Consider the following 21,377-nt stretch of genomic DNA (forward strand, 5'->3'; position numbering starts at 1 on the left):
AAATGATTATACACAACTTTGTTGAGTTGATTATAAAGAATATCTAATACATGAAAAACTACATAGAGGATAGGGGTATTTTATGAAGAGAGTTTTGAGGGTAACTATCTTAGTCTTATTTATTTTATTAATTTCTATAAGCTCCATTTCGATTAAATTGATTCGTAATATTGCGGACTATGGAAAACTAATTAATTATGTTGGTATCGTCCGTGGAGCGAGTCAACGTTTAAGCAAATTAGAGATGGACAATCAACCAAATGATGAGTTAATCGACTATATAGATGGAATTTTACATGAATTAATTACAGGGGATGGAAAGTACGGTTTGGTAGTTACCGATTGCAAAACATATAACGATTATTTATTTTTACTAGAAAAAAAGTGGAAAGATTTAAATAGTGAAATAGAAAAAGTAAGAATGAATGAAGAAAACAATCATTTATTAGACACAAGTGAAGACTTTTTTTATCTTGCAAATAATACAGTGTTTGAAATAGAAAATTTTTCTAAAGAGAAAAGTGATTATCTAATGACTTTAATAATCATTATATCTATTATAGGTATGTTAGCATGGATTATATTGATTATACAATACAATAGAAAATTGATTAGTTTGGAAAAATTAAATGTAGATTTAAAAAACATTGCGTATAAAGATGAGCTCACAGGAGCAAATACTATAGAAAAGTTTAAGCTAGATGCAAATCAAAATATTTATAAGTATAAAGACAAGAAATTTGCTGTATTCTATATTGATTTTGAAAATTTTAAATACATTAATGACATATTTGGATATGATTATGGTGATATGATATTAAAACGATATGCTAATCTTATGATGAATGATATTGGAAAATATGAGATATTTGCAAGGGAAATTGCAGATAGATTTATTGCTTTAAGGTGCTATGTGGATAAGGCAGACTTAGTGATACGACAACGAGTTGTAGATGAGAAACTGATTAATATTACGAACGAAATTAAAAACAAATATAACATTACGATTGTCAGTGGAATTTGTTGTATTGAAGATGTAATTGAAAAACTAAACATAGATGATTTAATAAATAGAGCAAACTTTGCACAAAAAACTGTTAAAAATAAACCAGGTACTAATTATGCTTTTTACAATGAAAATATTCGTAAAAAAATGATTGAAGAAAATACAATCAAAAGTAGAATACATGAAGCCATTGAAAATAAAGAATTTATAGTTTATTTTCAACCCAAAGTTAATTTACATAATCAAAAGATAGATTGTGCAGAAGCTTTAGTACGTTGGTTGACTCCAGATAAAGGTATCATATCTCCTGCAATATTTATTCCAATACTGGAAAAGGATTTTTTTATTGGTTTGGTAGACAAGTATGTTTTTGAAGAAGTTTGTATATGGATTAGAAAGAGATTAGATGAAAATAAACCATTTGTTCAAATATCAGTTAATGTTTCTAGAATACAGTTTTATAATACCAACTTTGTGGAAACTTATTCAGAGATAAAAAAGAAATATAATATACCTCAAAACACTATAGAAATTGAATTTACTGAGAGTGTTGCTTTTGAGAATCAAGAACACTTTTTGGAAATTATACATGACTTACATAAAAATGGATTTACTTGCTCTTTAGATGATTTTGGAAAAGGGTATTCATCTTTGGGTGTCTTAAAAGATTTACCATTTGATGTTTTAAAACTTGATTCTATGTTTTTTAATGCTAGCTTAGACAAAGATAAAGAAAAAACAGTAATAAAAAATATTATACATATGCTAAAAGAATTGAATATTACAACAGTTGCAGAAGGTATTGAATGTAAGGAACAAGTTGAATTTCTAAAAGATGTTGGATGTGATTTAGTACAGGGATTTGTATTTTATAGACCAATGCCCATGTTAGAATTTGAAGAAATATTGGATAAAGAATTTGTTCATAATAGTTAGAAAGTAAATAATTATAAAAAAAAGAGACTGTGAGTGAATTTACTCATAGTCTCTTGATAATGTACTTATTTTCTTCCTGCAACCCATTTTAAGCCCCAATGAAACTCATTGTCCATTTCTTTATGGCCTTTAAAGTATTTAATGACTTTTTCAACACTGAATGTCTCATCATTTACATTTTCTATCAATGCTATTGAACACATGTTATAGCCATTTTTATGTTCATCAAGTTTAACAACTAAATCTGAATCTTGTTTTTGTTTGATTGTTACAATTCCATCAGCCTCAGACCAATTAGCTACACCTTCATAGATAAAAGCATAAATAAGTATTCTCTTTATTTCTTTTATTTTATTACCATTTATTCTTATATTTTCTCCTTGTGTATTGCTACCTGTTCTGTCATCTCCATCTAATTGAGCAAAAGGGGGATTCTCTAAACTACCAAAAGAATTACCTAATGCTTGTACAGCACCTTTTACACCATTTTTCATTTCAAACAGGCAACCTAAATCTAAATCTATATTACTGCTTTTTAGAGAGCCAAAAAAACCTTTTTTTTGTATTTTTTGATTCCAATTTAAATTAACTAAGATTTCACCTAAATCACTATTTTCTTTTTTTGTAAGGTTTATTTTTTGTCCCTTTTTTAATTCTATAGCCATAGTAATCTTCCTCCATAAACATAGATTTACTTAAATGGTAGCACTTAACAAGTCAATATTCAACAAGATTAGAATAATAATATTAAAATTATACTAAATATACTAGAAAACAGGAATTACAATTCCTTTGTATTTCTCTTCAATTATACTTCTTGCTTTATCTGATGTAAGAACATCTTGTAGAACTTTAATTTTTTCACTATCTTTATCTTCAGTTCTAAATGCCAAAAGATTTGCATACTCATCATTTATAGGAGCTGTATAAAGTCCATTTTTCTTAGCATCAAGACCAGCAGGTACTGCGTATGTAGTATCTATAAATGCAGCAGTTACGTCTGGAAGAGAAGATGGAATCTGAGCAATATCCAATTCTTTAAATTGTATGCCTTTTGGATTTTCGATTATATCTTTAGGACTAACTAGTCCATCATCTTTAGGTAAAGTTAAAAGCCCAATACTTTCAAGATATCTAAGGTCTTTAGAACAAGAAGATGGATTGTTGCTTATTGCAATTGTATCTCCTTTTTTAAATTCATCAATAGATTTTATCTTGTAAGAGTAAAGTATTGCTGGGCATACATATAGTTTTTTTCCAGCCATTATTTTATATCCTTTAGCTTTGACAGCCTCTTTTAGATAAGGTTCATGTTGGAATAGATTTGCATCAATTTCTCCATTATTTAAAGCTTCGTTTGGAAGTATGTAATCATCAAAATTCTTAATTTCTAAGGTATAACCTTTTTCTTCGATAAGTGGCTTTAATTCTTCTAATAATTCTCCACCTGGTACTAAAGTAGCACCAACAACAATTTTTTTGTCATCGTTAGCTTTAGAGCATCCAACTATAGATAAAGTGAAAACTAGACATAATAATAAACTTAATAATTTTTTGAATTTCATATAAATTCCCTCCTGAATATGATTGATTAGTTAAAAATAAAATACCCTCTTTTATCACACTGCAAAATAAAATAAGCCTGAGTTTAAACTCAGGCTTTAAAAGCTAATTTAGACTCATCTTTCAGTATAATACTGCAGGATTTAGCACCAATGTATATAAAAATATACTGGTTGCTGGGTTTCATAGGGCCAGTCCCTTCACCACTCTGGATAAGAAGTATCAATTTTTAATTATGTTATAAATATTATCATGATTTTTTATATATGTAAACACAATTTTATAAATATTTTAAAATCTTTAGTATTTCTATTTAACACCTAAGATTCCAGAAACTAAAATATCAGTATCAGCACCTAAGAAATAATCATTTATTTCAATTGAATTTAAAACATTTCTTAAAGCATTTTCTTCATGCTTTGTGCCAACAAGTTTGTCTTCCACAAATGAAACATCACGTTTTCCAAAAAAATCTCCAAAAAATTTTATAGTTGTTATTATGCCTTTATCAACATTTAGATTAAACTCAACATTTCCACCAGAATATTTTAACTCATTTGAAAGAGTATATTTTGGTGAATTACCAAAGTTCCAATCCCAAGTTTCATATTTTAATTTAGTAAGTTTTTCTATTTGTTCTATGTCATACTTACTTAAACAATAATTAGTATTATCAATATTAGTTTTAGATAAATAATCCATAATTGCATCTTTAAATTCCAGTATATCCATTTTAGATTTTAGATGTTCACTTATATTAGTTACACGAGATTTTACAGATTTTATTCCCTTTCCTTCAAATTTTATAGGCTTTACTTTTAAAGCTTTTGAAAGGTCGTTTATCTCAGATGAAAATAACAACGTACCATGGTGCATTACCTTGTTTTTGTAGTTGTACTGGGCATTTCCAGAAAATTTCTTACCATCTATAAGAAGGTCATTTCTTCCAGAAAATTCAGCGTTGACATCTAATGTTTTAAGCAAGTCTATTATTGGTTGAGTGAATCTTCTGAAATCACTAAAGCTATTATTATTGCAAGCTATGAATGTAAAATTTATATTTCCTAAATCGTGAAATACAGCTCCACCACCAGATTGTCTCCTAACGACAGGTATAGAATTTTCTTTTATATATTCTAAATTTATTTCAGAAAGTGTATTTTGATTTTTTCCAACAATTATAGAAGGTTCATTCCTCCATAAAATAAATAAGTCTTCGTCAAGATTTTTAAGAAGATACTCTTCCATTGCTAAATTGAAGTAAGGGTTTGTCTTTTCATTGTAAATTAATAACATTAAAGTAATTCCTCCATATAATTGATAAAATTTTTTTGTTGGTCTTAGTACAATTAATTTTATAATTCGACAATAACTTGAAAAGTCCTTTAAATTAGAAGTTTTAAACAAGAAGATAATCGTGTGTTAATAGAAGTGTCCATTAAACAAAATCAGAATAAAATGGAATTTCATGTAAAAAATAAAAAGGATTTTTAAAAACCACCTTGCAAAGTTTAAATAAATAATATATACTCAAAATATACTTAATAAAAGTGAATAGAAGGGTAGAGGCGCAATAATCTATCAGTACTAATAATGAGTTAAGCACAGAGATTTATTAGGAAAGGAGATATTGCCGAAGTTTTATAATCGATGCTTTAAGATTATATTGCTGGGGGTACATAGAAAATATGTACAACTGTCACAGGTTTATTTGTGGTGAGCTATCATTTAAGGAATTATATTATACTTATTTTAATATTGTTGATGTATTGTAATTTTTAAGCCTTGAGTGTTTAGCACTTAAGGCTTTTTTAGTTTTATCAAATACCCTGTACAATTCACAAAACTAAAAAGAGAGGGAGATTTATATGAGAAATAAAAAAATTAATATTATTTTTCTGACGACAATTATGTTCATAATGTCAACCGTAATGGTTTTTGCGGAGGAAGATATAGACACTATTGCACTAGCTAATGCAGAAAAATTTGGAATTTTAACTTTAATACCACCATTAGTTGCTATAATACTTGCATTTATAACTAAAAACGTAATAATTTCCTTACTTATAGGAATTCTTTCTGGTAGTTTTATAATTAAAGCTAGTGGTATAAATGTGTTTGCCACACTTATACAATCATTTTTAGATTTAGTGGACAGAGCTTTGGTATCGCTATCAGACCCATGGAATGCAGGAATAATACTACAAGTTCTAGCAATTGGAGGAGTAATAAATCTTGTTGCTAAAATGGGAGGAGCTAAGGCTATAGCTGAAGCACTTGCCAAAAGAGCGAAATCAGCAAAAGGTACACAACTTATAACATGGTTTTTGGGTCTTTTAGTATTCTTTGATGATTATGCTAATTCATTAATAGTAGGTCCTATGATGAGACCTGTTGCAGATAAAATGAAAATATCAAGAGAAAAATTAGCCTTTATAATAGATGCTACAGCAGCACCAGTTGCTGGATTAGCCATAATATCTACATGGATAGGTCTTGAAGTTGGTTTAATACATGATGCTTTTGAAAGTATAAGTGTGGATGTTGATGCATTTGGTATATTTTTAAATACAATACCATTTAGATTTTATAATATATTAATATTAGCGTTTATTGTAATATCAGCATTATTATTAAAAGAATTTGGGCCAATGAGAAAGGCTGAGATAAAATCTAGAAGTAGAAAAGTTGGTACAGACCTTGATGAAGGCGTAGAAGAATTAGATGATTTAGCTCCAAAAAATGGAGTGAAATTGAGTGTGTGGAATGCTATAATTCCAATTGGAACATTAATAATAGTTGCTTTAGCATCATTCTATTATAGTGGATATACATCTATAATGGAAGGTGAAGATAAAGCTCTAATACAACTATTTACAAATTCACCATATTCTTTTGGGGCAATAAAAGAAGCATTTAGTGCATCTGATGCATCTAGAGCATTATTCCAATCTGCACTTGTTGCAAGTTTAGTTGCTATTATAATGGCTGTAGTAAAAAAGATTTTTACAGTATCAGAAGCAATTGATGTCTGGATAGATGGAATGAAAAGTTTAGTAATTACTGGTGTAATATTAATACTTGCATGGTCATTGAGTTCAGTAATAAAAGAATTAGGTACAGCTAAATTTTTAATACACTTATTATCAGGCTCACTACCTCCATTCTTATTGCCAAGTTTAATATTTGGTTTAGGAGCAATAATATCTTTTGCTACTGGAACAGCTTATGGAACTATGGGTATACTTATGCCACTTGCAATACCACTAGCATACTCATTAAACCCTGATATGTCCTATGTAATAGTAAGTACAAGTGCAGTTTTAACAGGTGCAATATTTGGAGACCATTGTTCTCCAATTTCAGATACAACAATACTTTCTTCAATGGGAGCTGGTTGTAATCACATAGACCACGTTAATACTCAAATGCCATACGCTATATTTACAGCAATAATCACTATTGTATTTGGATATATACCAGCTGGATTTGGATTACCAATATATATAGTATTACCAGTGGCTATAGCTGCGATATTTGTGGGTATTCAAATAATTGGTAAGAAAGTTGATGAAGCAGAGATAGAACTTGCAGAATAAGGATATAAATAAATTTCACCTTTTATTATCATTGTTTTGTTAGTTTTTAGATAATTTTAAAAAGTTATTGAAAATAATAGCGAAATATAGTAAAATAAAAGAGTGATAAGCGGATGTGGCGGAATTGGCAGACGCACTAGACTTAGGATCTAGCGCCATTGGCGTGGGGGTTCGACTCCCTTCATCCGCACTCTACAGTGCTTAGTTGTGCTGAAAAAAAAACTGGGGTTGCTGGCTTTCGGAGTGGGCTATCCCGTTTTTATTTTTTGAGAAATAAACCAAAATACAATATGAATATATTTCTAAAGATATTTTCTAATAAATATACAAAAGCACATTAAGTGCTTTTTTTTGTTGTCTGAAAATGTGTTTACATATAAATTTTAAGACATTTGTTAAGAATATAAAATCTATAATAACGTATTTCTAATAAACAATTTAAAGTCACAATATAATCTGTTTTTTATAAACTTATAAAAAATATATCTGTTTAATAAGTTTAATTTTATTTAAAAATGCTCTATTTCAAAATCTTATTTTTCACAAAGATAAAATTGCAAACGATTCTATTGTGTGTATGAATATATCTTTAACATAATATAGTAAATTACAATATAACTTTACTTTTAGTGTTTTGTATGACATATTAATAATAAATTAAATAAATATATTATTTTACATTAATATATAACATATATGTATAAAAGTTAATAATATAAAAGTAATATAATTGATAATAAAAACTTAACAAAAAAATTAATACATAAAAAAAAATAAATATAATGTGTTGACATTTAATTGAAATATTCATACAATAAAAATGAAAATAAATATTTCCAAATGAGATTAGCGAGAGAGACCTTTATATAAAAAGGCGCCGAAGAAGAAATTTAAGAAATGCCAATTCTTAGAGAAACTTTCAGGCAAAGATATCGCTAGTTGATGGGACTCTGGAGAGACTTAAGTTAATATACTATAAGTCACCGAAGAAGCAAAATAATATTAAATTATTAAATCTTTCAGGTATACAAACAGGGATATATAGGCTAGGATTATTTTCTATGCTAATATATCTTTTTTTTATGAAAAAGTATAGGACATAATATCGAAATTGCTTAAATATAGTGGGTCTAATTTTATAGGGAGGGTTATATATGAATGAATTGAAAAGAGTGCCTTTGTATAATATACACAAAGAGCTTGGAGCAAAACTTGTTGAGTTTGCTGGCTGGGAAATGCCTTTAGAATATGAAGGAATAAATAAAGAGCATGAAATGGTTAGAAAAAGTGCAGGTATCTTTGATGTATCTCATATGGGAGAGGTACAAATAAAAGGTGTAGATTCAGAAAAATTTATACAAAATTTAGTTACAAATGATATAAGCACATTAAAGGTAAATGACATTATATATACACCTATGTGTTATGAAAACGGAGGAGTAGTTGATGATTTATTAATATATAAATTTGGTGAAGAAGATTATTTATTAGTAATAAATGCAGGGAATATAGATAAAGATGTGGCATGGATAATAAAACAAAGTAAAGGTTACAATGTAGATATAAAAAATGTTTCTAATGAAGTTAGTCAACTAGCAGTTCAAGGGCCTAAAGCAGAAGAAATTCTTCAAAAAATCACAGACATAGATTTAAAATCAATAAAATTTTATAAGTCAATTCCATCAACAAAAATATGTGGTTTAACTTGTTTAGTTTCAAGAACAGGATATACTGGAGAAGATGGATTTGAGATATATTGTAAAAATGAACATACAGAAATAATTTGGAATGAAGTTTTAAAAGCTGGAGGAGAAGATATATGTCCTGCTGGTTTAGGTTGTAGAGATACTTTGAGATTTGAAGTAGCTCTACCTCTATATGGTCATGAAATAGGCGAACATATATCTCCAATTGAAGGAGGCCTATCCATTTTTGTAAAAATAAACAAGGAAGATTTTATTGGAAAAACAATCTTATCAGAAGAAAAAGAAAATGGAGCTAAAAGAAAATTAGTTGGATTTGAAATGCAAGGCAAAGGGATGCCTAGAAATGGATACGATATAAAGATTGGTGACAAAATAGTAGGCTTTGTAACAACAGGATGTGCTTCTCCAACAACAGGAAAGATTTTAGGTATGGGAATTATAGATTCTGAGTATGCAAAAGTAGGAAATGAAATAGGTATAGCAATCAGAAAAAAAGTTGTTCCTGCCATGATAGTTAAGAAACCTTTTTATAAAAAGCAATATAAAAAAGATAATACTGTATTAAATGAAGAAAATAAATTTTCATATATACCTGCCACAAGTGAAGATAAATCAAAAATGTTAAAGGTAGTAGGATTAAATTCAGTTGATGAATTATTTTCAGATATACCAGATGAAATAAAGTTAAAAAGAGATTTAAACTTGGAAAGTGGGAAATCTGAATTAGAAGTAAGTAAAATAGTAAAAAGGCTATCAGAAGAAAATTTAAGTTTAGAAGACTTAACTTGTTTTCTTGGAGCTGGTGCATATGACCATTATATACCATCAATTATAAAACATATAACTTCAAGGTCTGAATTTTATACAGCATATACTCCATATCAAGCTGAAATAAGTCAAGGGACTTTACAAGTAGTGTTTGAGTTCCAATCTATGATTGCAGAAATTACTGGAATGGAAATTGCAAATGCATCAATGTATGATGGAGCAACTGCTGCAATAGAAGCATGCATAATGGCTATGAATCAGACTAGAAAAAGTAAAATAGTAGTATCAAAAACTACACATCCTGAAACTTTATCAGTACTTAAAACTTATCTACAATACAAAGATTGTGAAATAGTAGAAATTGATTTTTGTAATGAATATGGAACTACAGATATAGAAAAATTAAGGGCTTCAGTGGATAAAGATACAGCATGTGTTCTTATACAGACTCCTAACTTCTTTGGTATTATTGAAGAAATGGAGGAAATAGAAAAGATAACTCATGAAAATAAAGCTATGTTAGTTATGAGTGTTGACCCAATATCATTAGGTGTTTTAAAGACGCCAGGTGAGATAGGAGCAGATATTGTTATTGGAGAAGCTCAATCACTAGGAAATCCTCTTAACTTTGGAGGACCTTATGTAGGATTTTTGGCTAGTAAATCTAAGTATACGAGAAAAATGCCAGGAAGGATAGTTGGGCAAAGCTTGGATACAGAAGGAAAAACTGCATATGTGTTAACTTTACAAACTAGAGAACAGCATGTGAGAAGAGAAAAAGCAACTTCTAATATATGTTCAAATCAAGCTTTAAATGCTCTTGTAGCTTCAATATACATGGCTACTATGGGGAAAGAAGGATTTAAAGAGGTTGGTATGCAATCTATGAAAAAAGCACATTATGCTTATAATAAGCTTATACAAACAGGAAAATATAAGCCAATATTTAAAGGTAAATTTTTCAAAGAATTTACTGTACAAGGAAATCTTAATATAGAGACTATAAATAATAAGCTTTTAGAAGAAAATATATTAGGTGGTTATAACTTAGAGCACAATTACCCAGAATTAAAAAATTCAACTTTACTTTGTGTAACTGAGAAAAGAAGCAAAGAAGAAATAGATAAGTTAGTTGGAATAATGGAGGGATTATAATGAAAGAATATAATAGTTTGTTGATAGATATATCTAAAAAAGGTAGAAAAGCATATTCGCTTCCAAAGTTAGATATAGATGATATAAAAGTAGAAGATATGATTGACCAAAGTATGGTTAGACAAAGTGAATTGAATTTGCCAGAAGTTGGCGAATTAGAATTAGTTAGACATTATACCCTATTATCAAATAAAAATTTTGGAGTTGATACAGGTTTTTATCCTTTAGGTTCTTGTACTATGAAATATAATCCTAAAATAAATGAAGATATGGCAGCACTTCCAAACTTTACTGGAATGCATCCATACCAATCTTCATACACAGCACAAGGTTCTCTCTCTTTAATGTATGACTTATCAAATCGACTTGCAGAAATTACAGGTATGGATGAAGTTACACTACAACCTTCCGCAGGTTCACATGGTGAATTTACAGGTCTTATGATTATAAAAGCATATCATGAAAATAGAGGAGACCATAAGAGAACTAAAGTAATAATTCCTGATTCTGCACATGGAACAAACCCAGCAAGTGCAGCTATGGCAAACTTTGATGTGATTCAGATAACATCTGATAAAAATGGAGCTATAGACATAGATGCGTTAAAAGAAGCTTTAAGTGATGAAGTAGCAGCTCTTATGCTTACTAATCCAAGTACTCTTGGATTGTTTGAAAAAAATATAAAAGAAATAGCAAGTCTTGTACATGAAGCAGGAGGACTCTTGTACTATGATGGTGCAAATATGAATGCCATTATGGGAATAACAAGACCTGGAGATATGGGATTTGATGTAGTTCATCTTAATCTTCATAAGACCTTTTCTACTCCTCATGGAGGAGGAGGTCCAGGAGCTGGTCCTGTTGGAGTTAAAAAAGAATTGGTACCTTTTTTACCAATACCAGTGATTGAAAAACAAGAAGATAAATATGTATTAGATTATGATAGAGAAAAATCTATTGGAAAAATTAAAAACTTCTATGGCAATTTTGGAGTGCTTGTAAGAGCTTACACATATATATTAACTATGGGAAGAGATGGGCTTAAAGAGGCTAGTGAAATGGCAGTTTTAAATGCAAATTATATCAAAGAGAGTATAAAAGATGACTATATATTACCAATAGATACCTTATGTAAACATGAGTTTGTATTAGGTGGGTTACCAAGAGGAGAGTCAAATATAAAAACTATAGATATAGCAAAGAGATTACTGGATTATGGATATCATCCTCCAACAATGTATTTTCCTCTTATCATAAATGAGGCACTTATGATAGAGCCTACAGAAAGTGAGAGCATAGAGACATTAGATAGTTTTATAGAAGCTATGAAAAATGTTGCTAAGGAGGCAAAAGAAGAACCAGAACTATTGAAAACTGCTCCACATAATACCCTAGTTAAGAGAGTGGATGATGCAAGGGCAGTAAAGAAACCTATACTTACATGGTCGCAAAGATAAATAATTAAAAATAGAGATTATAAATATAAAGGAATTTGTATTTATAACAAAAAGCTATCTAACTTGATATAGTTTAGATAGCTTTTTTTGTATATATAATATTTACTACTGAAGTTTTAAATTATATTAGTGCTTATATAAGAATATTAACATGATGATTATTATACCAATATTCATAAAAATTATAGAAATTTATTTTGATACAACTTTTACTCTTTTGGTTTAAGAGAAGCTTAACTAAAATATATCGAAATTTATAAAAATTTAGGAAATCTTAAGAATTATATTATTAAAATCTTTAGATTTATATTTTATTATATAAACTATAGAATAATAAAATATAAAAATTGAGAATTTTATAATATATTTGTAGATTTAAGTATAAAAAAGGGTTAAGTTGAAAGGAGTAGAATATGGATAGTGTTAATTTAAAAAGGTATAATTGCGATATAAACATGGGATTAAGTAGCGTACAACTTCAAAGTAGAATAGATGATAATTTAATTAATGTATTTGATAATGGAAAAACTAAAACATATAAACAAATTTTTAAAGATAATGTGTTTACACTTTTTAATCTCATAAATATTGTTTTAGTTTGTCTATTGGTATCAGTTGGTTCTTTTAAAAATACTTTATTTATATTTATTGCTGTAATTAATACTATTATAGGAGTAATTCAAGAAATAAGAGCCAAAAGATTGTTGGACAATCTATCTGTCATAGTTTCAAATAAGGTATCTGTTATAAGGGAAGAAGAGAAAAAAGAGATTGATGTACAAGAATTAGTATTAGATGATATTATGATTTTAAAAACAGGGAATCAAATTTGTGCAGATTCAAAAGTTTTAGATGGAAAATTAGAGGTAAATGAATCTTTAATTACAGGCGAATCTGATATTATTATAAAAAATGAAGGTGATTTCTTATATTCTGGTAGCTTTGTAGTTTCTGGAGAGGCTTTTGTGAGAGTTGAAAATATAGGAAAAGATAACTATGCAAATAAGATAGCCAATGATGCCAAGATTTCTAGAAAACATAATTCTCAGCTTAGAAATTCATTAAATACAATATTAAAAGTTGTAGGTATAATAATTATTCCTCTAGGGATTATATTATTTGTAAAGCAACATTTTGGAAATGGAGATTCTATAACGACATCTGTAGTAGGTACTGTGGCAGCTGTAAATGGAATGATACCAGAGGGATTGACATTGCTTACAAGTATTGCTCTAGCTGTAGGAACTATAAAGCTTGCAAGTCATAAAACTTTAGTGCAAGAATTATACTGTGTAGAGACTCTTGCTAGAGTTGACACATTGTGTCTTGATAAAACAGGTACAATTACAGAAGGTAAAATGCAAGTTGATGATGTAGTAATGTTAGACGAAATAGATATTGATGATATAATGGGGAATATATGCAATTCCCTTAAGGATGATAATGCAACAATAAATGCAATAAGAGATAAATACAATATTTTAGATACTTATAAAGTTAAAAGTTTAATACCATTTTCGTCAGAAAGAAAATACAGTGGAGTAGCCTTTGAAGATAAAGGTACATATTTACTAGGGGCATTTGAGTTTATTTTTAAGGATAAACATAAAGAACTTAAAACAGAGGTTGAAAAATATTCTAAAAAAGGCAATAGGGTAATAGTTTTAGCTCATAGTAATTCTTATATGGAAGAAAATCATATACCTGAAGATATAAAGCCACTAGCTTTTATTTTAATTTTGGACAAAATTAGAGATGAGGCTAAGGAAACTTTAGAATTTTTTTATAATGAAGGCGTAGATATAAAAATTATATCTGGAGATAATCCAGTAACAGTAAGTGAAGTGGCTAGAAAAGCAGGTCTTAAAACGGCTAGTAATTTTATTGATGCAACAACACTTAAAAGTGATGAAGATATATATGAGGCAGTTGATAAATATAGTGTTTTTGGAAGGGTAAGCCCTCAACAGAAGAAACAAATGATTTTGGCATTAAAAAAACAAAATCATACAGTAGCTATGACTGGAGATGGTGTAAATGATGTGTTAGCGCTTAAAGAAGCTGATTGTAGTATAGCTATGGCGTCTGGAAGTGATGTTACTAAAAATGTTTCTAATTTAGTATTGTTGGATTCAAATTTTGCATCAATGCCAAAAGTTGTTATGGAAGGAAGAAAGGTAATTAATAATATTCAAAGAGCATCCTCTTTATTTTTAGTAAAGACAATTTTTTCATTCTTCTTGTCGCTATTAACATTATTTTTCTTTAGTAGACAGTATCCATTCGTACCTATACAATTATCACTAATTGGAGCTGTAACAGTTGGTATACCATCATTCTTCTTGGCTCTTGAAGCAAATAAAAGTAGAATTTCAGGAAGTTTTCTACTTAATATATTAAAAAATGCTTTGCCAGGAGCACTATGTGTGACAGTAAATGTAATTATTGTTTACAATATAGTTGAATACTTAGGTTATAGCTCAAGTGTATTTTCTACAATGTGTGCGATATTAACTGGTGTATGTGGTCTTTTAATATTAAGACAACAATGTTTACCATTTAATAAAGAAAGATTATTTTTAATTGTAAGTATGACCATTGCATTTGTTATTGGAATTCTATTTTTAGGTGGATTATTCTCATTTGTAGCATTAAGTAAAGAATTAATTCTTATAACGATGGCATTAGCAGTATTAATGCCAATTATGATAAAAGTAATGCTGTTCGTATTAGATGAGATATTAGATACAATAGTTCCAGATTTAAATTAATTTTAAGATTATATAAAAAAGAGCAGTTTTTCAATAAACTGCTCTTTTCAGATGTGTTTAATTTTATGTAAGAATATGTATGTTTATTAATCGACTATATATGAGCAACAGTAGTCAACAACTTCGTTAACCTTTAAATCGAAACTTGAATCGCTAGGAACATTAAATTTTTGACCTTCTTTATAAGTTATAAACTCATTACTTCCAGGTAACTTTACATCCATACTTCCAGCAAGCATCTCCATTATTTCTTCTTCTCTAGTAGAAAAAGTATATTCTCCAGGTAACATTAATCCTAAAGTTTTTCTTTCTCCATTAGGGAATATTATTACTCTACTACTTACTTTACCATCAAAATAAACGTTTGCCTTCTTTACTGCAGTAACATTTCTAAACTCACTCATTAGATAAAACCTCCAAAATTATTTGTACATATATATTATATAAAAATACTGCAAAAAATGCTACATATTTACAAATAAAATTTAGTATTTCTTAAAAAAATTAATAAAACTAAAAAATGAGGAAAAATATAAATATTTATGGAGAAATTTACATTAGATTATGCTATTGACCCTATATTTTTCCAAATATATAATATGAGAAGTGCTTAAGGTATTAACTTTACACCACACATTAAAAACATAAAGATAAGATATAATCTAAATATGCAATCTAAAATTTATAGATATAGAAATGGGGTATAAGTTTGTCAAAAAGGATATTAGTTATAGAAGACGATATAGATATTCAAAATATAATAAAAACATTTTTAGAAAATACAGGATACACTATTATAACAGCAAAAGAGGGGCTTGATGGTATTGAAAAGTTCAAAAAAAATTACTTTGATTTAATTTTAGTAGATATACTTATGCCAAAGATAGATGGTTTTGTAGTTTGTGAAATGATAAGGAATGAATCTAATATTTCTATTTTTGCTTAAAAAGTCTTACAATAGCAGTTGCATATCTTTTAACAGTTACAGTTGTAATTGCAATAAGTTTTATTTTTTACAATAGATTATTTCAATTTAATGATTTTGAAACTCTTGTAAAACCAATACTACTTATTTTAATACCGTCAGTATTATTTGTATCATGTGTAGGTATGTTTATTGGAAATATAAATGGAAACTTACTATATATTTTTATTCCAATAATATTTCTTTTAACAAATTCCAATGCATTATCTATTATATCTGGCAAGAATCTTGTAAATTCTGTAATAGAAAATAAAGTTGCAAATAGGATGGCGAATCTTGCATTTGATGTGCCAGTGGAGTTTTTAATAAGTAGAATAGTTCTTGGGGTTATAGGTTCAATCTTAATACTTAGTGTATGTAAAGCATACAACAAAAGTAAAGCTTAAGATTACTTATAAAAAGAGTTATTAATTCTATAAGAGTATAAGTAATCTTGCTCAATATCTAGATGAATATAGATAATCTTAAATGTGAAGAGTAGATTATAGCAAAGAAAATTATATTAGTGAAGAGATGTTACACTCACTAAAATTTATAAATAAGCTAAAAAAGAGTATATTTTAACCTATAGTTTTAGGTTTAAAAGATACTCTTTTATTCATAGTAGTTATGTAAATCAAACAGTTTATATGAACAAGTTTCATATAATTAAAATTTTTGTTATATTTCTATATTAGGTTCTTCAATTAATTGTCCACATACATATCTATGAATGATATTTCTATCATCGCCAACATAGATAAATCTTTCAAGTCTTTCAAGTATAGAATAATCGGCATGATTTAAATCTGAATCATCAATAATTAATGCATCAAAATCGTAATCTTCTTCAAAGCTACCAACTTTTCCAAAAAAACTTCCTCCACTTTTAGTTGCAATATAAAAAGCTTCAGATAAAGATAAGAAATTACACTTCTTACCAGAATTTACCCAATATAATTTAGATAACTGTATTGCAGATACTATAGTTTTAAATATTGACAAGGTATGCCCACCACTTATATCTGAACCAAGAGCTAATCTAATATTATTATCAAGTAGTTTTCTAATAGGCATAGCTCCACTACCAACATTAAAGTTAGAAGCTGGGCAGTGAACTGCCATAACATCATTTTCTCTCATTAAATCTATTTCTTCCTGAGAGCAATGAATGCAGTGGGCCATTAGTGTAGGAGTCTGACCAAATAAATTATATCTATTGTAGGCATCTCCATAAAATTTAGATTTAGGCTCTAAACTTTTAACCCATTCAATTTCATCATGATTTTCAGATAAGTGTGACTGTATAGGAATATTATGCTTTAAACATAAATCTCCTAAACCTTTTAAAAGTTCACTTGTACAGCTTGGTATAAATCTAGGAGTTATTATTGGTTTTACAATAGAATCTGTATCATTGTATTTGTTTATAATTTCTTCTGTATCAGCAATAGAATCATAAGTATTTTCTAGTAAGGTGTCAGGGCAATTCATGTTCATATTTACTTTACCAACATATGCTCCAAGTCCAACCTCTTTAAATATATCCATAAGTTTCATAGAAGCTTCCTTATGCACTGTAGCAAATACAGTTATTCTTGTAGTTCCAGATTTCCAAACTTCTTTTACAAATTTTTTATACATTTTTGTGGCATATTCTATATCTGCATAGTTTGATTCTTCTGGAAATGTATAAGTTTCAAGCCATGGTAGAAGTTCTTTATCCATAGCCATTCCTAGATTTTTAAATTGAGATGCATGACAATGAAGGTCATTCATGCCAGGTATTATGAGCTTATCAGTGTAATCTACAATTTCTAGATTATTATATTCTTTAGGTATTTCTTTAAATATTCCTTTTACCTTGCCTTTGTCCAGTATAATGTAACTATTTTCAAGCACTGTGAAAGTGTCTGAAGTTTTTGTGAAAATTATATTCCCTTTTATTGCCTTTAACATATAAGTCTCCTTAGTTTCAAATTTGTTAATTTTAATATATGTAGGTTATTTTTGGTTTTATAAATTAAAATTTTACCATATGTATTATATCAAATCTGAGATATAAATACTATTATATAATATTAAATAGTAGCGAAATACAGTTGTTTACTAGCATATCTTAAGATACATATCACTGACATTTGGCTGATATTTAAGAAAAATATGACATTAACTGATATTTGACTGACACAAAACTGAACATTATTTGCAGAGAATATTGTTTATATTCTCAGATGTTTCTTTATCTATTTCATCTAAAATGTGAGAATATCTATTCATAGTTATTTTTATATCTCCTAAGTATTTGATGTATCTATCAATTACAGCGATATTGTTTGGAGTAACAAATTTATTGTTGCTTATAGTCGATTTTAATTAAATGTTTTTCAGTATCTTTTTTCTTATGAAGTCTAATTTAACATACATAAGAACACCATCTTTTAAGTTAAAAGGATTGTTTAATTATATTTTATAACAAGTGCAAAATTTTTTCATAGTTTATTAAAAAATAATCTATTTATGATATAATAAAAATATAAAAGTTTTGCAGTGTTCGATTTTTTCGATGTTTTGTTTGTAGTCATTGAAATTACTGCACTATAGAAGTTTTTATGAAGTGTCAAAAAACACTATTGGTCGGTCACTGCAATTTTAAAAAAATTATGTGGATTGAAGTATTGAAAATGCTCAATTTATTTTGGGGTTTTATATTAACTAAGTGGTATGTAAAGTGAAAAATTGGCAAAAAACATTATCTAAGTATTGATAGTTTTATATTAACTAAGTGGTATGTAAAGTTTCGGGTCTAAAAGATGTGGCTGGAAATGTAATGAGTTTTATATTAACTAAGTGGTATGTAAAGCTCTTTTTTTAAATATAGATTGCTTTCTCTTGCTAAGTTTTATATTAACTAAGTGGTATGTAAAGGTCATAAGAGATTCGAGCCTTTTTGCGGGGCTTAATCGTTTTATATTAACTAAGTGGTATGTAAAGAATAAAGTAATAATTAATGATTCAGCAAAGGAAGCTAGTTTTATATTAACTAAGTGGTATGTAAAGTTTTTTCTTCCAAAAGTTAAATTTATTATATCTAGTGTTTTATATTAACTAAGTGGTATGTAAAGGCAATCATTCCGACTAAGTATGGCATTGAAAAACTAGGTTTTATATTAACTAAGTGGTATGTAAAGGGCGTACCAGAATAAAAATAAATCAAATTTAAACCCCGTTTTATATTAACTAAGTGGTATGTAAAGTCTTTCAGAATATCGCTTAATTCTTTTTCAAAGACAAGTTTTATATTAACTAAGTGGTATGTAAAGATTCAAAATAAAATGAATTTTCTTGAATTAATAAAGGTTTTATATTAGCTAATTGGTATGTAAATTCAAGCAAAATTAAATATGGATTGATAAATAGTAAAACATCTATCATAAATATATTAGTATTAAAAAATATTGAATCAAGTCTAAACAATACATTAGTGGAATTGCCAGAAAAGATAAAACAATCTATTGAGAGTGGAGATACCAGCACTGAGAATTTAACAAATCAATTAACTTATGCTAATAATTCTATAAGTCAGTTAAATACGGAAATTTCTAAACGTGCAAAATTTGCAAAAAGTAATTGTAATTCTTTTGGTGGTTATGCGAGTTTAAATGTTTCTTTAAACTTCACACCTAATTTTTTATTATTTGCTATATTAATAAGAAATATTATGTATATGTTTATTCTAGTTATACTGCTACTATTGCTGGAGAAATTTATCAAAGCAAAACAGGTGAGATATTTCAAGTTCCACTTAATGATAGTGGATTTACATATAAATTAACAAGTGATTATTCTCAAACTCTAAGTAATGTTGAGTGGATAGCTATTAGAGTATAAAAATCAATATTCTAATGAATAAAAATTAATACTAGAAATTTTTTTATAAGGTTTAGATAATCTCTAAGTCTTATTTTAATACAAAATAAGGTGGTTTTCATGAATTAAGAATTTTTCAAAGAAAACTTGAAACGATATGAGATAACAATAAATAAAAATAATGATGAAATAGATAAATTAAAAGTATTGTGTGAGAATTTAAACACATTTACAAGTATGTTAAAGTTGCTGATTGGTAAAATGATTATAACTCTTGTATGATTCTTTATATTTGCAATACAGAGAGGAACATTTTAATTAAGATGTTAAGAAATGTATCATTTAGTAAACTTCATACCCGAGCATTTACTAATTTTAGTTGCGGCTCCTTATGTTTTACGAATTGGTTGTAAGAAGTATAAACAGTTAGATAACAAGTATATTCCAGCAGTGTTATTAATACTTGATACGTTTTTCAGTGTAATGTTAGAATTAAATGCTACTGAGTTTTACAAGGTGTAATTTATTGGGGTATATCAATAGGTATAAATCAAACTTACAAATGGTTAAAGGAGGAAAAAACAATGAAAATAGCAATAGTACCAGGGCATACACTAACAGGTAAAGGAACAGGAGCAGTTGGTTACATAGATGAAGGAGCAGAAAACAGAATACTAACTGATTTAATTGTTAAATGGTTGAAACAAGGTGGAGCAACTGTATATACTGGGAAGATAGATAAATCGAATAATTATCTATCTGAACAATGTCAAATAGCGAACAAACAAGACGTAGATTTAGCAGTACAAATTCATTTTAATGCAAATAACACAACTCTAGATCCAATGGGTACAGAAACGATATATAAAACTAATAATGGTAAAATATATGCTGAGAAAGTTAATTCAAAATTGTCAATAGTGTTTAAAAATAGAGGTGCAAAATCTGATGTAAGAGGTCTTTATTGGTTTAGTCATACCAAAGCCCCTGCAATATTAATCGAAGTATGTTTTGTAGATAGCAAAGCAGATACAGATTATTATATTAAAAATAAAAATACGATTGCAAAGTTAATAGCAGAAGGAATATTAAATAAAAATATAAATGATAATTCAGAGGATAAGCAGATGTTTAAACATACAATAGTATATAGTGGAGATGATAAGGTATCAGCAGATATCTTAGGATTATATTATAAGAGAGCAAAAGAAAATTATCTAGTTATAGATATAGAAGACTATAAACCATATAGAACACAAAATTTGTATGTAATTGGCGGGATAGCTTGCAATAAGATGAAAGAGTTGGGTAAGACTACAGGAGAAAAATTCACAGAGATTTATTCTGATGATGTATGGTCAACAATGGATAGAACTAGAGAGTTTATAAAAGAAAAATTGTAAGTTATAAATATTTATTTAAATATATATGCGGAGAAGAAGAATTTATATTAAAATAATTTTATGCACTTTTAATTATAAGTGTGATTATTAAAATTATAAAAACACATATTTCTAGAAAAAAACATGGGTTTTGACCATTTATACACTTTTGATGACAAATTAGACTGAAAATATTGAAT

At 27.9% G+C, this 21,377-nt stretch carries 15 protein-coding genes, 1 tRNA gene, 1 pseudogene, 1 CRISPR repeat array and 4 riboswitches; of the genes and pseudogenes, 12 read left to right on the forward strand and 5 right to left on the reverse strand.

Translation table 11 applies throughout. The features are described from left to right. Positions 1-82: 82 nt before the first annotated feature. Positions 83-1,942, forward strand: coding sequence for a putative bifunctional diguanylate cyclase/phosphodiesterase (locus tag ACTG44_RS08710; protein WP_479921592.1), 1,860 nt, complete (start codon positions 83-85; stop codon positions 1,940-1,942). A gap of 65 nt (positions 1,943-2,007) precedes the next feature. Here ACTG44_RS08710 and ACTG44_RS08715 read toward each other — a convergent pair whose 3' ends face one another. The 3 genes from ACTG44_RS08715 to lplA form a co-directional block, all read right to left on the reverse strand. Beyond that, on the reverse strand, positions 2,008-2,607 hold the full coding sequence (locus ACTG44_RS08715) for a TerD family protein (protein ID WP_479918625.1): 600 nt from the start codon (positions 2,605-2,607) through the stop codon (positions 2,008-2,010). A 102-nt stretch (positions 2,608-2,709) separates the two neighbouring features. Continuing rightward, positions 2,710-3,507 carry a MetQ/NlpA family ABC transporter substrate-binding protein gene (locus ACTG44_RS08720; protein WP_021384416.1) on the reverse strand — a complete coding sequence of 266 codons (798 nt, stop codon included), beginning with the start codon at positions 3,505-3,507 and terminating at the stop codon, positions 2,710-2,712. Positions 3,508-3,618: 111 nt separating this feature from the next. Then, positions 3,619-3,724: riboswitch (SAM riboswitch) on the reverse strand. A 90-nt stretch (positions 3,725-3,814) separates the two neighbouring features. Beyond that, the gene (gene lplA / locus ACTG44_RS08725) at positions 3,815-4,801 is read right to left on the reverse strand and encodes a lipoate--protein ligase (RefSeq protein ID WP_021384423.1); all 987 of its coding nucleotides are present in this window, start codon (positions 4,799-4,801) and stop codon (positions 3,815-3,817) included. A gap of 259 nt (positions 4,802-5,060) precedes the next feature. After that, positions 5,061-5,237: riboswitch (Lysine riboswitch) on the forward strand. 136 nt (positions 5,238-5,373) lie between these two features. Between lplA and ACTG44_RS08730 the strand changes: the two genes are divergently transcribed. From ACTG44_RS08730 to ACTG44_RS08750, 5 genes are all read left to right on the forward strand, one after another. Continuing rightward, complete coding sequence (locus tag ACTG44_RS08730) at positions 5,374-7,104, forward strand: Na+/H+ antiporter NhaC family protein (RefSeq protein ID WP_479918626.1); 1,731 nt, start codon at positions 5,374-5,376, stop codon at positions 7,102-7,104. Positions 7,105-7,213: 109 nt separating this feature from the next. Then, a tRNA-Leu gene (locus ACTG44_RS08735) sits at positions 7,214-7,294 on the forward strand. Positions 7,295-7,944: 650 nt separating this feature from the next. Further along, positions 7,945-8,049, forward strand: a riboswitch (glycine riboswitch). A 3-nt stretch (positions 8,050-8,052) separates the two neighbouring features. Then, a riboswitch (glycine riboswitch) is annotated at positions 8,053-8,141 on the forward strand. A gap of 117 nt (positions 8,142-8,258) precedes the next feature. After that, a complete protein-coding gene (gene gcvPA / locus ACTG44_RS08740) occupies positions 8,259-10,733 on the forward strand; it encodes an aminomethyl-transferring glycine dehydrogenase subunit GcvPA (protein WP_479921593.1) in 2,475 nt (824 codons plus the stop codon). After that, positions 10,733-12,190, forward strand: a complete 1,458-nt coding sequence (gene gcvPB, locus ACTG44_RS08745; RefSeq protein WP_479918628.1) for an aminomethyl-transferring glycine dehydrogenase subunit GcvPB — start codon at positions 10,733-10,735, stop codon at positions 12,188-12,190. Before gcvPA ends, gcvPB begins: the two co-directional genes overlap by 1 nt. Positions 12,191-12,603: 413 nt before the next feature. Further along, the gene (locus ACTG44_RS08750; protein ID WP_479918629.1) at positions 12,604-14,961 is read left to right on the forward strand and encodes an HAD-IC family P-type ATPase; all 2,358 of its coding nucleotides are present in this window, start codon (positions 12,604-12,606) and stop codon (positions 14,959-14,961) included. 86 nt (positions 14,962-15,047) lie between these two features. Here ACTG44_RS08750 and ppnP read toward each other — a convergent pair whose 3' ends face one another. Next, entirely contained in the window at positions 15,048-15,365 is a 318-nt protein-coding gene (ppnP, locus tag ACTG44_RS08755) for a pyrimidine/purine nucleoside phosphorylase (RefSeq protein WP_021384444.1), read from the reverse strand. A 305-nt stretch (positions 15,366-15,670) separates the two neighbouring features. Here ppnP and ACTG44_RS08760 point away from each other — a divergent pair, with 305 nt between their 5' ends. Beyond that, positions 15,671-15,907, forward strand: a complete 237-nt coding sequence (locus ACTG44_RS08760; protein ID WP_021384475.1) for a response regulator — start codon at positions 15,671-15,673, stop codon at positions 15,905-15,907. A 164-nt stretch (positions 15,908-16,071) separates the two neighbouring features. Continuing rightward, a complete protein-coding gene (locus ACTG44_RS08765) occupies positions 16,072-16,332 on the forward strand; it encodes a hypothetical protein (protein ID WP_479921594.1) in 261 nt (86 codons plus the stop codon). A 274-nt stretch (positions 16,333-16,606) separates the two neighbouring features. Here the strand turns inward: ACTG44_RS08765 and ACTG44_RS08770 are convergent, their stop codons facing one another. Further along, a complete protein-coding gene (locus ACTG44_RS08770; RefSeq protein WP_479921595.1) occupies positions 16,607-17,884 on the reverse strand; it encodes an amidohydrolase family protein in 1,278 nt (425 codons plus the stop codon). A 744-nt stretch (positions 17,885-18,628) separates the two neighbouring features. Then, a CRISPR array of direct repeats spans positions 18,629-19,313; the repeat unit is 29 nt; unit sequence GTTTTATATTAACTAAGTGGTATGTAAAG. Between the two features lie 24 nt (positions 19,314-19,337). On the opposite strand from ACTG44_RS08770, the pseudogene ACTG44_RS08775 reads away from it, so the two are divergent. From ACTG44_RS08775 to ACTG44_RS08790, 4 genes and pseudogenes are all read left to right on the forward strand, one after another. After that, positions 19,338-19,520 (forward strand): annotated as a pseudogene (locus ACTG44_RS08775) (hypothetical protein); the annotation flags it as partial. Between the two features lie 422 nt (positions 19,521-19,942). Beyond that, positions 19,943-20,077 carry a hypothetical protein gene (locus tag ACTG44_RS08780; protein WP_479918631.1) on the forward strand — a complete coding sequence of 45 codons (135 nt, stop codon included), beginning with the start codon at positions 19,943-19,945 and terminating at the stop codon, positions 20,075-20,077. A 51-nt stretch (positions 20,078-20,128) separates the two neighbouring features. Continuing rightward, entirely contained in the window at positions 20,129-20,317 is a 189-nt protein-coding gene (locus ACTG44_RS08785; protein WP_234781106.1) for a phage holin family protein, read from the forward strand. Between the two features lie 62 nt (positions 20,318-20,379). Next, complete coding sequence (locus ACTG44_RS08790; RefSeq protein WP_021384432.1) at positions 20,380-21,198, forward strand: N-acetylmuramoyl-L-alanine amidase; 819 nt, start codon at positions 20,380-20,382, stop codon at positions 21,196-21,198. Positions 21,199-21,377 lie beyond the last annotated feature (179 nt).

The sequence above is a fragment of the Clostridioides sp. LIBA-2809 genome, assembly GCF_056688965.1.

Bases quoted from the DNA above. Each gene is read 5' to 3' on its own strand.
- ACTG44_RS08765 (WP_479921594.1), top strand. From the start codon at position 16,072: ATGTTTATTGGAAATATAAATGGAAACTTACTATATATTTTTATTCCA.
- ACTG44_RS08785 (WP_234781106.1), top strand. From the start codon at position 20,129: ATGTATCATTTAGTAAACTTCATACCCGAGCATTTACTAATTTTAGTT.
- ppnP (WP_021384444.1), bottom strand. From the start codon at position 15,365: ATGAGTGAGTTTAGAAATGTTACTGCAGTAAAGAAGGCAAACGTTTAT.
- ACTG44_RS08710 (WP_479921592.1), top strand. From the start codon at position 83: ATGAAGAGAGTTTTGAGGGTAACTATCTTAGTCTTATTTATTTTATTA.
- ACTG44_RS08730 (WP_479918626.1), top strand. From the start codon at position 5,374: ATGAGAAATAAAAAAATTAATATTATTTTTCTGACGACAATTATGTTC.
- lplA (WP_021384423.1), bottom strand. From the start codon at position 4,801: ATGTTATTAATTTACAATGAAAAGACAAACCCTTACTTCAATTTAGCA.
- ACTG44_RS08790 (WP_021384432.1), top strand. From the start codon at position 20,380: ATGAAAATAGCAATAGTACCAGGGCATACACTAACAGGTAAAGGAACA.
- gcvPA (WP_479921593.1), top strand. From the start codon at position 8,259: ATGAATGAATTGAAAAGAGTGCCTTTGTATAATATACACAAAGAGCTT.
- gcvPB (WP_479918628.1), top strand. From the start codon at position 10,733: ATGAAAGAATATAATAGTTTGTTGATAGATATATCTAAAAAAGGTAGA.
- ACTG44_RS08715 (WP_479918625.1), bottom strand. From the start codon at position 2,607: ATGGCTATAGAATTAAAAAAGGGACAAAAAATAAACCTTACAAAAAAA.
- ACTG44_RS08750 (WP_479918629.1), top strand. From the start codon at position 12,604: ATGGATAGTGTTAATTTAAAAAGGTATAATTGCGATATAAACATGGGA.
- ACTG44_RS08720 (WP_021384416.1), bottom strand. From the start codon at position 3,507: ATGAAATTCAAAAAATTATTAAGTTTATTATTATGTCTAGTTTTCACT.
- ACTG44_RS08770 (WP_479921595.1), bottom strand. From the start codon at position 17,884: ATGTTAAAGGCAATAAAAGGGAATATAATTTTCACAAAAACTTCAGAC.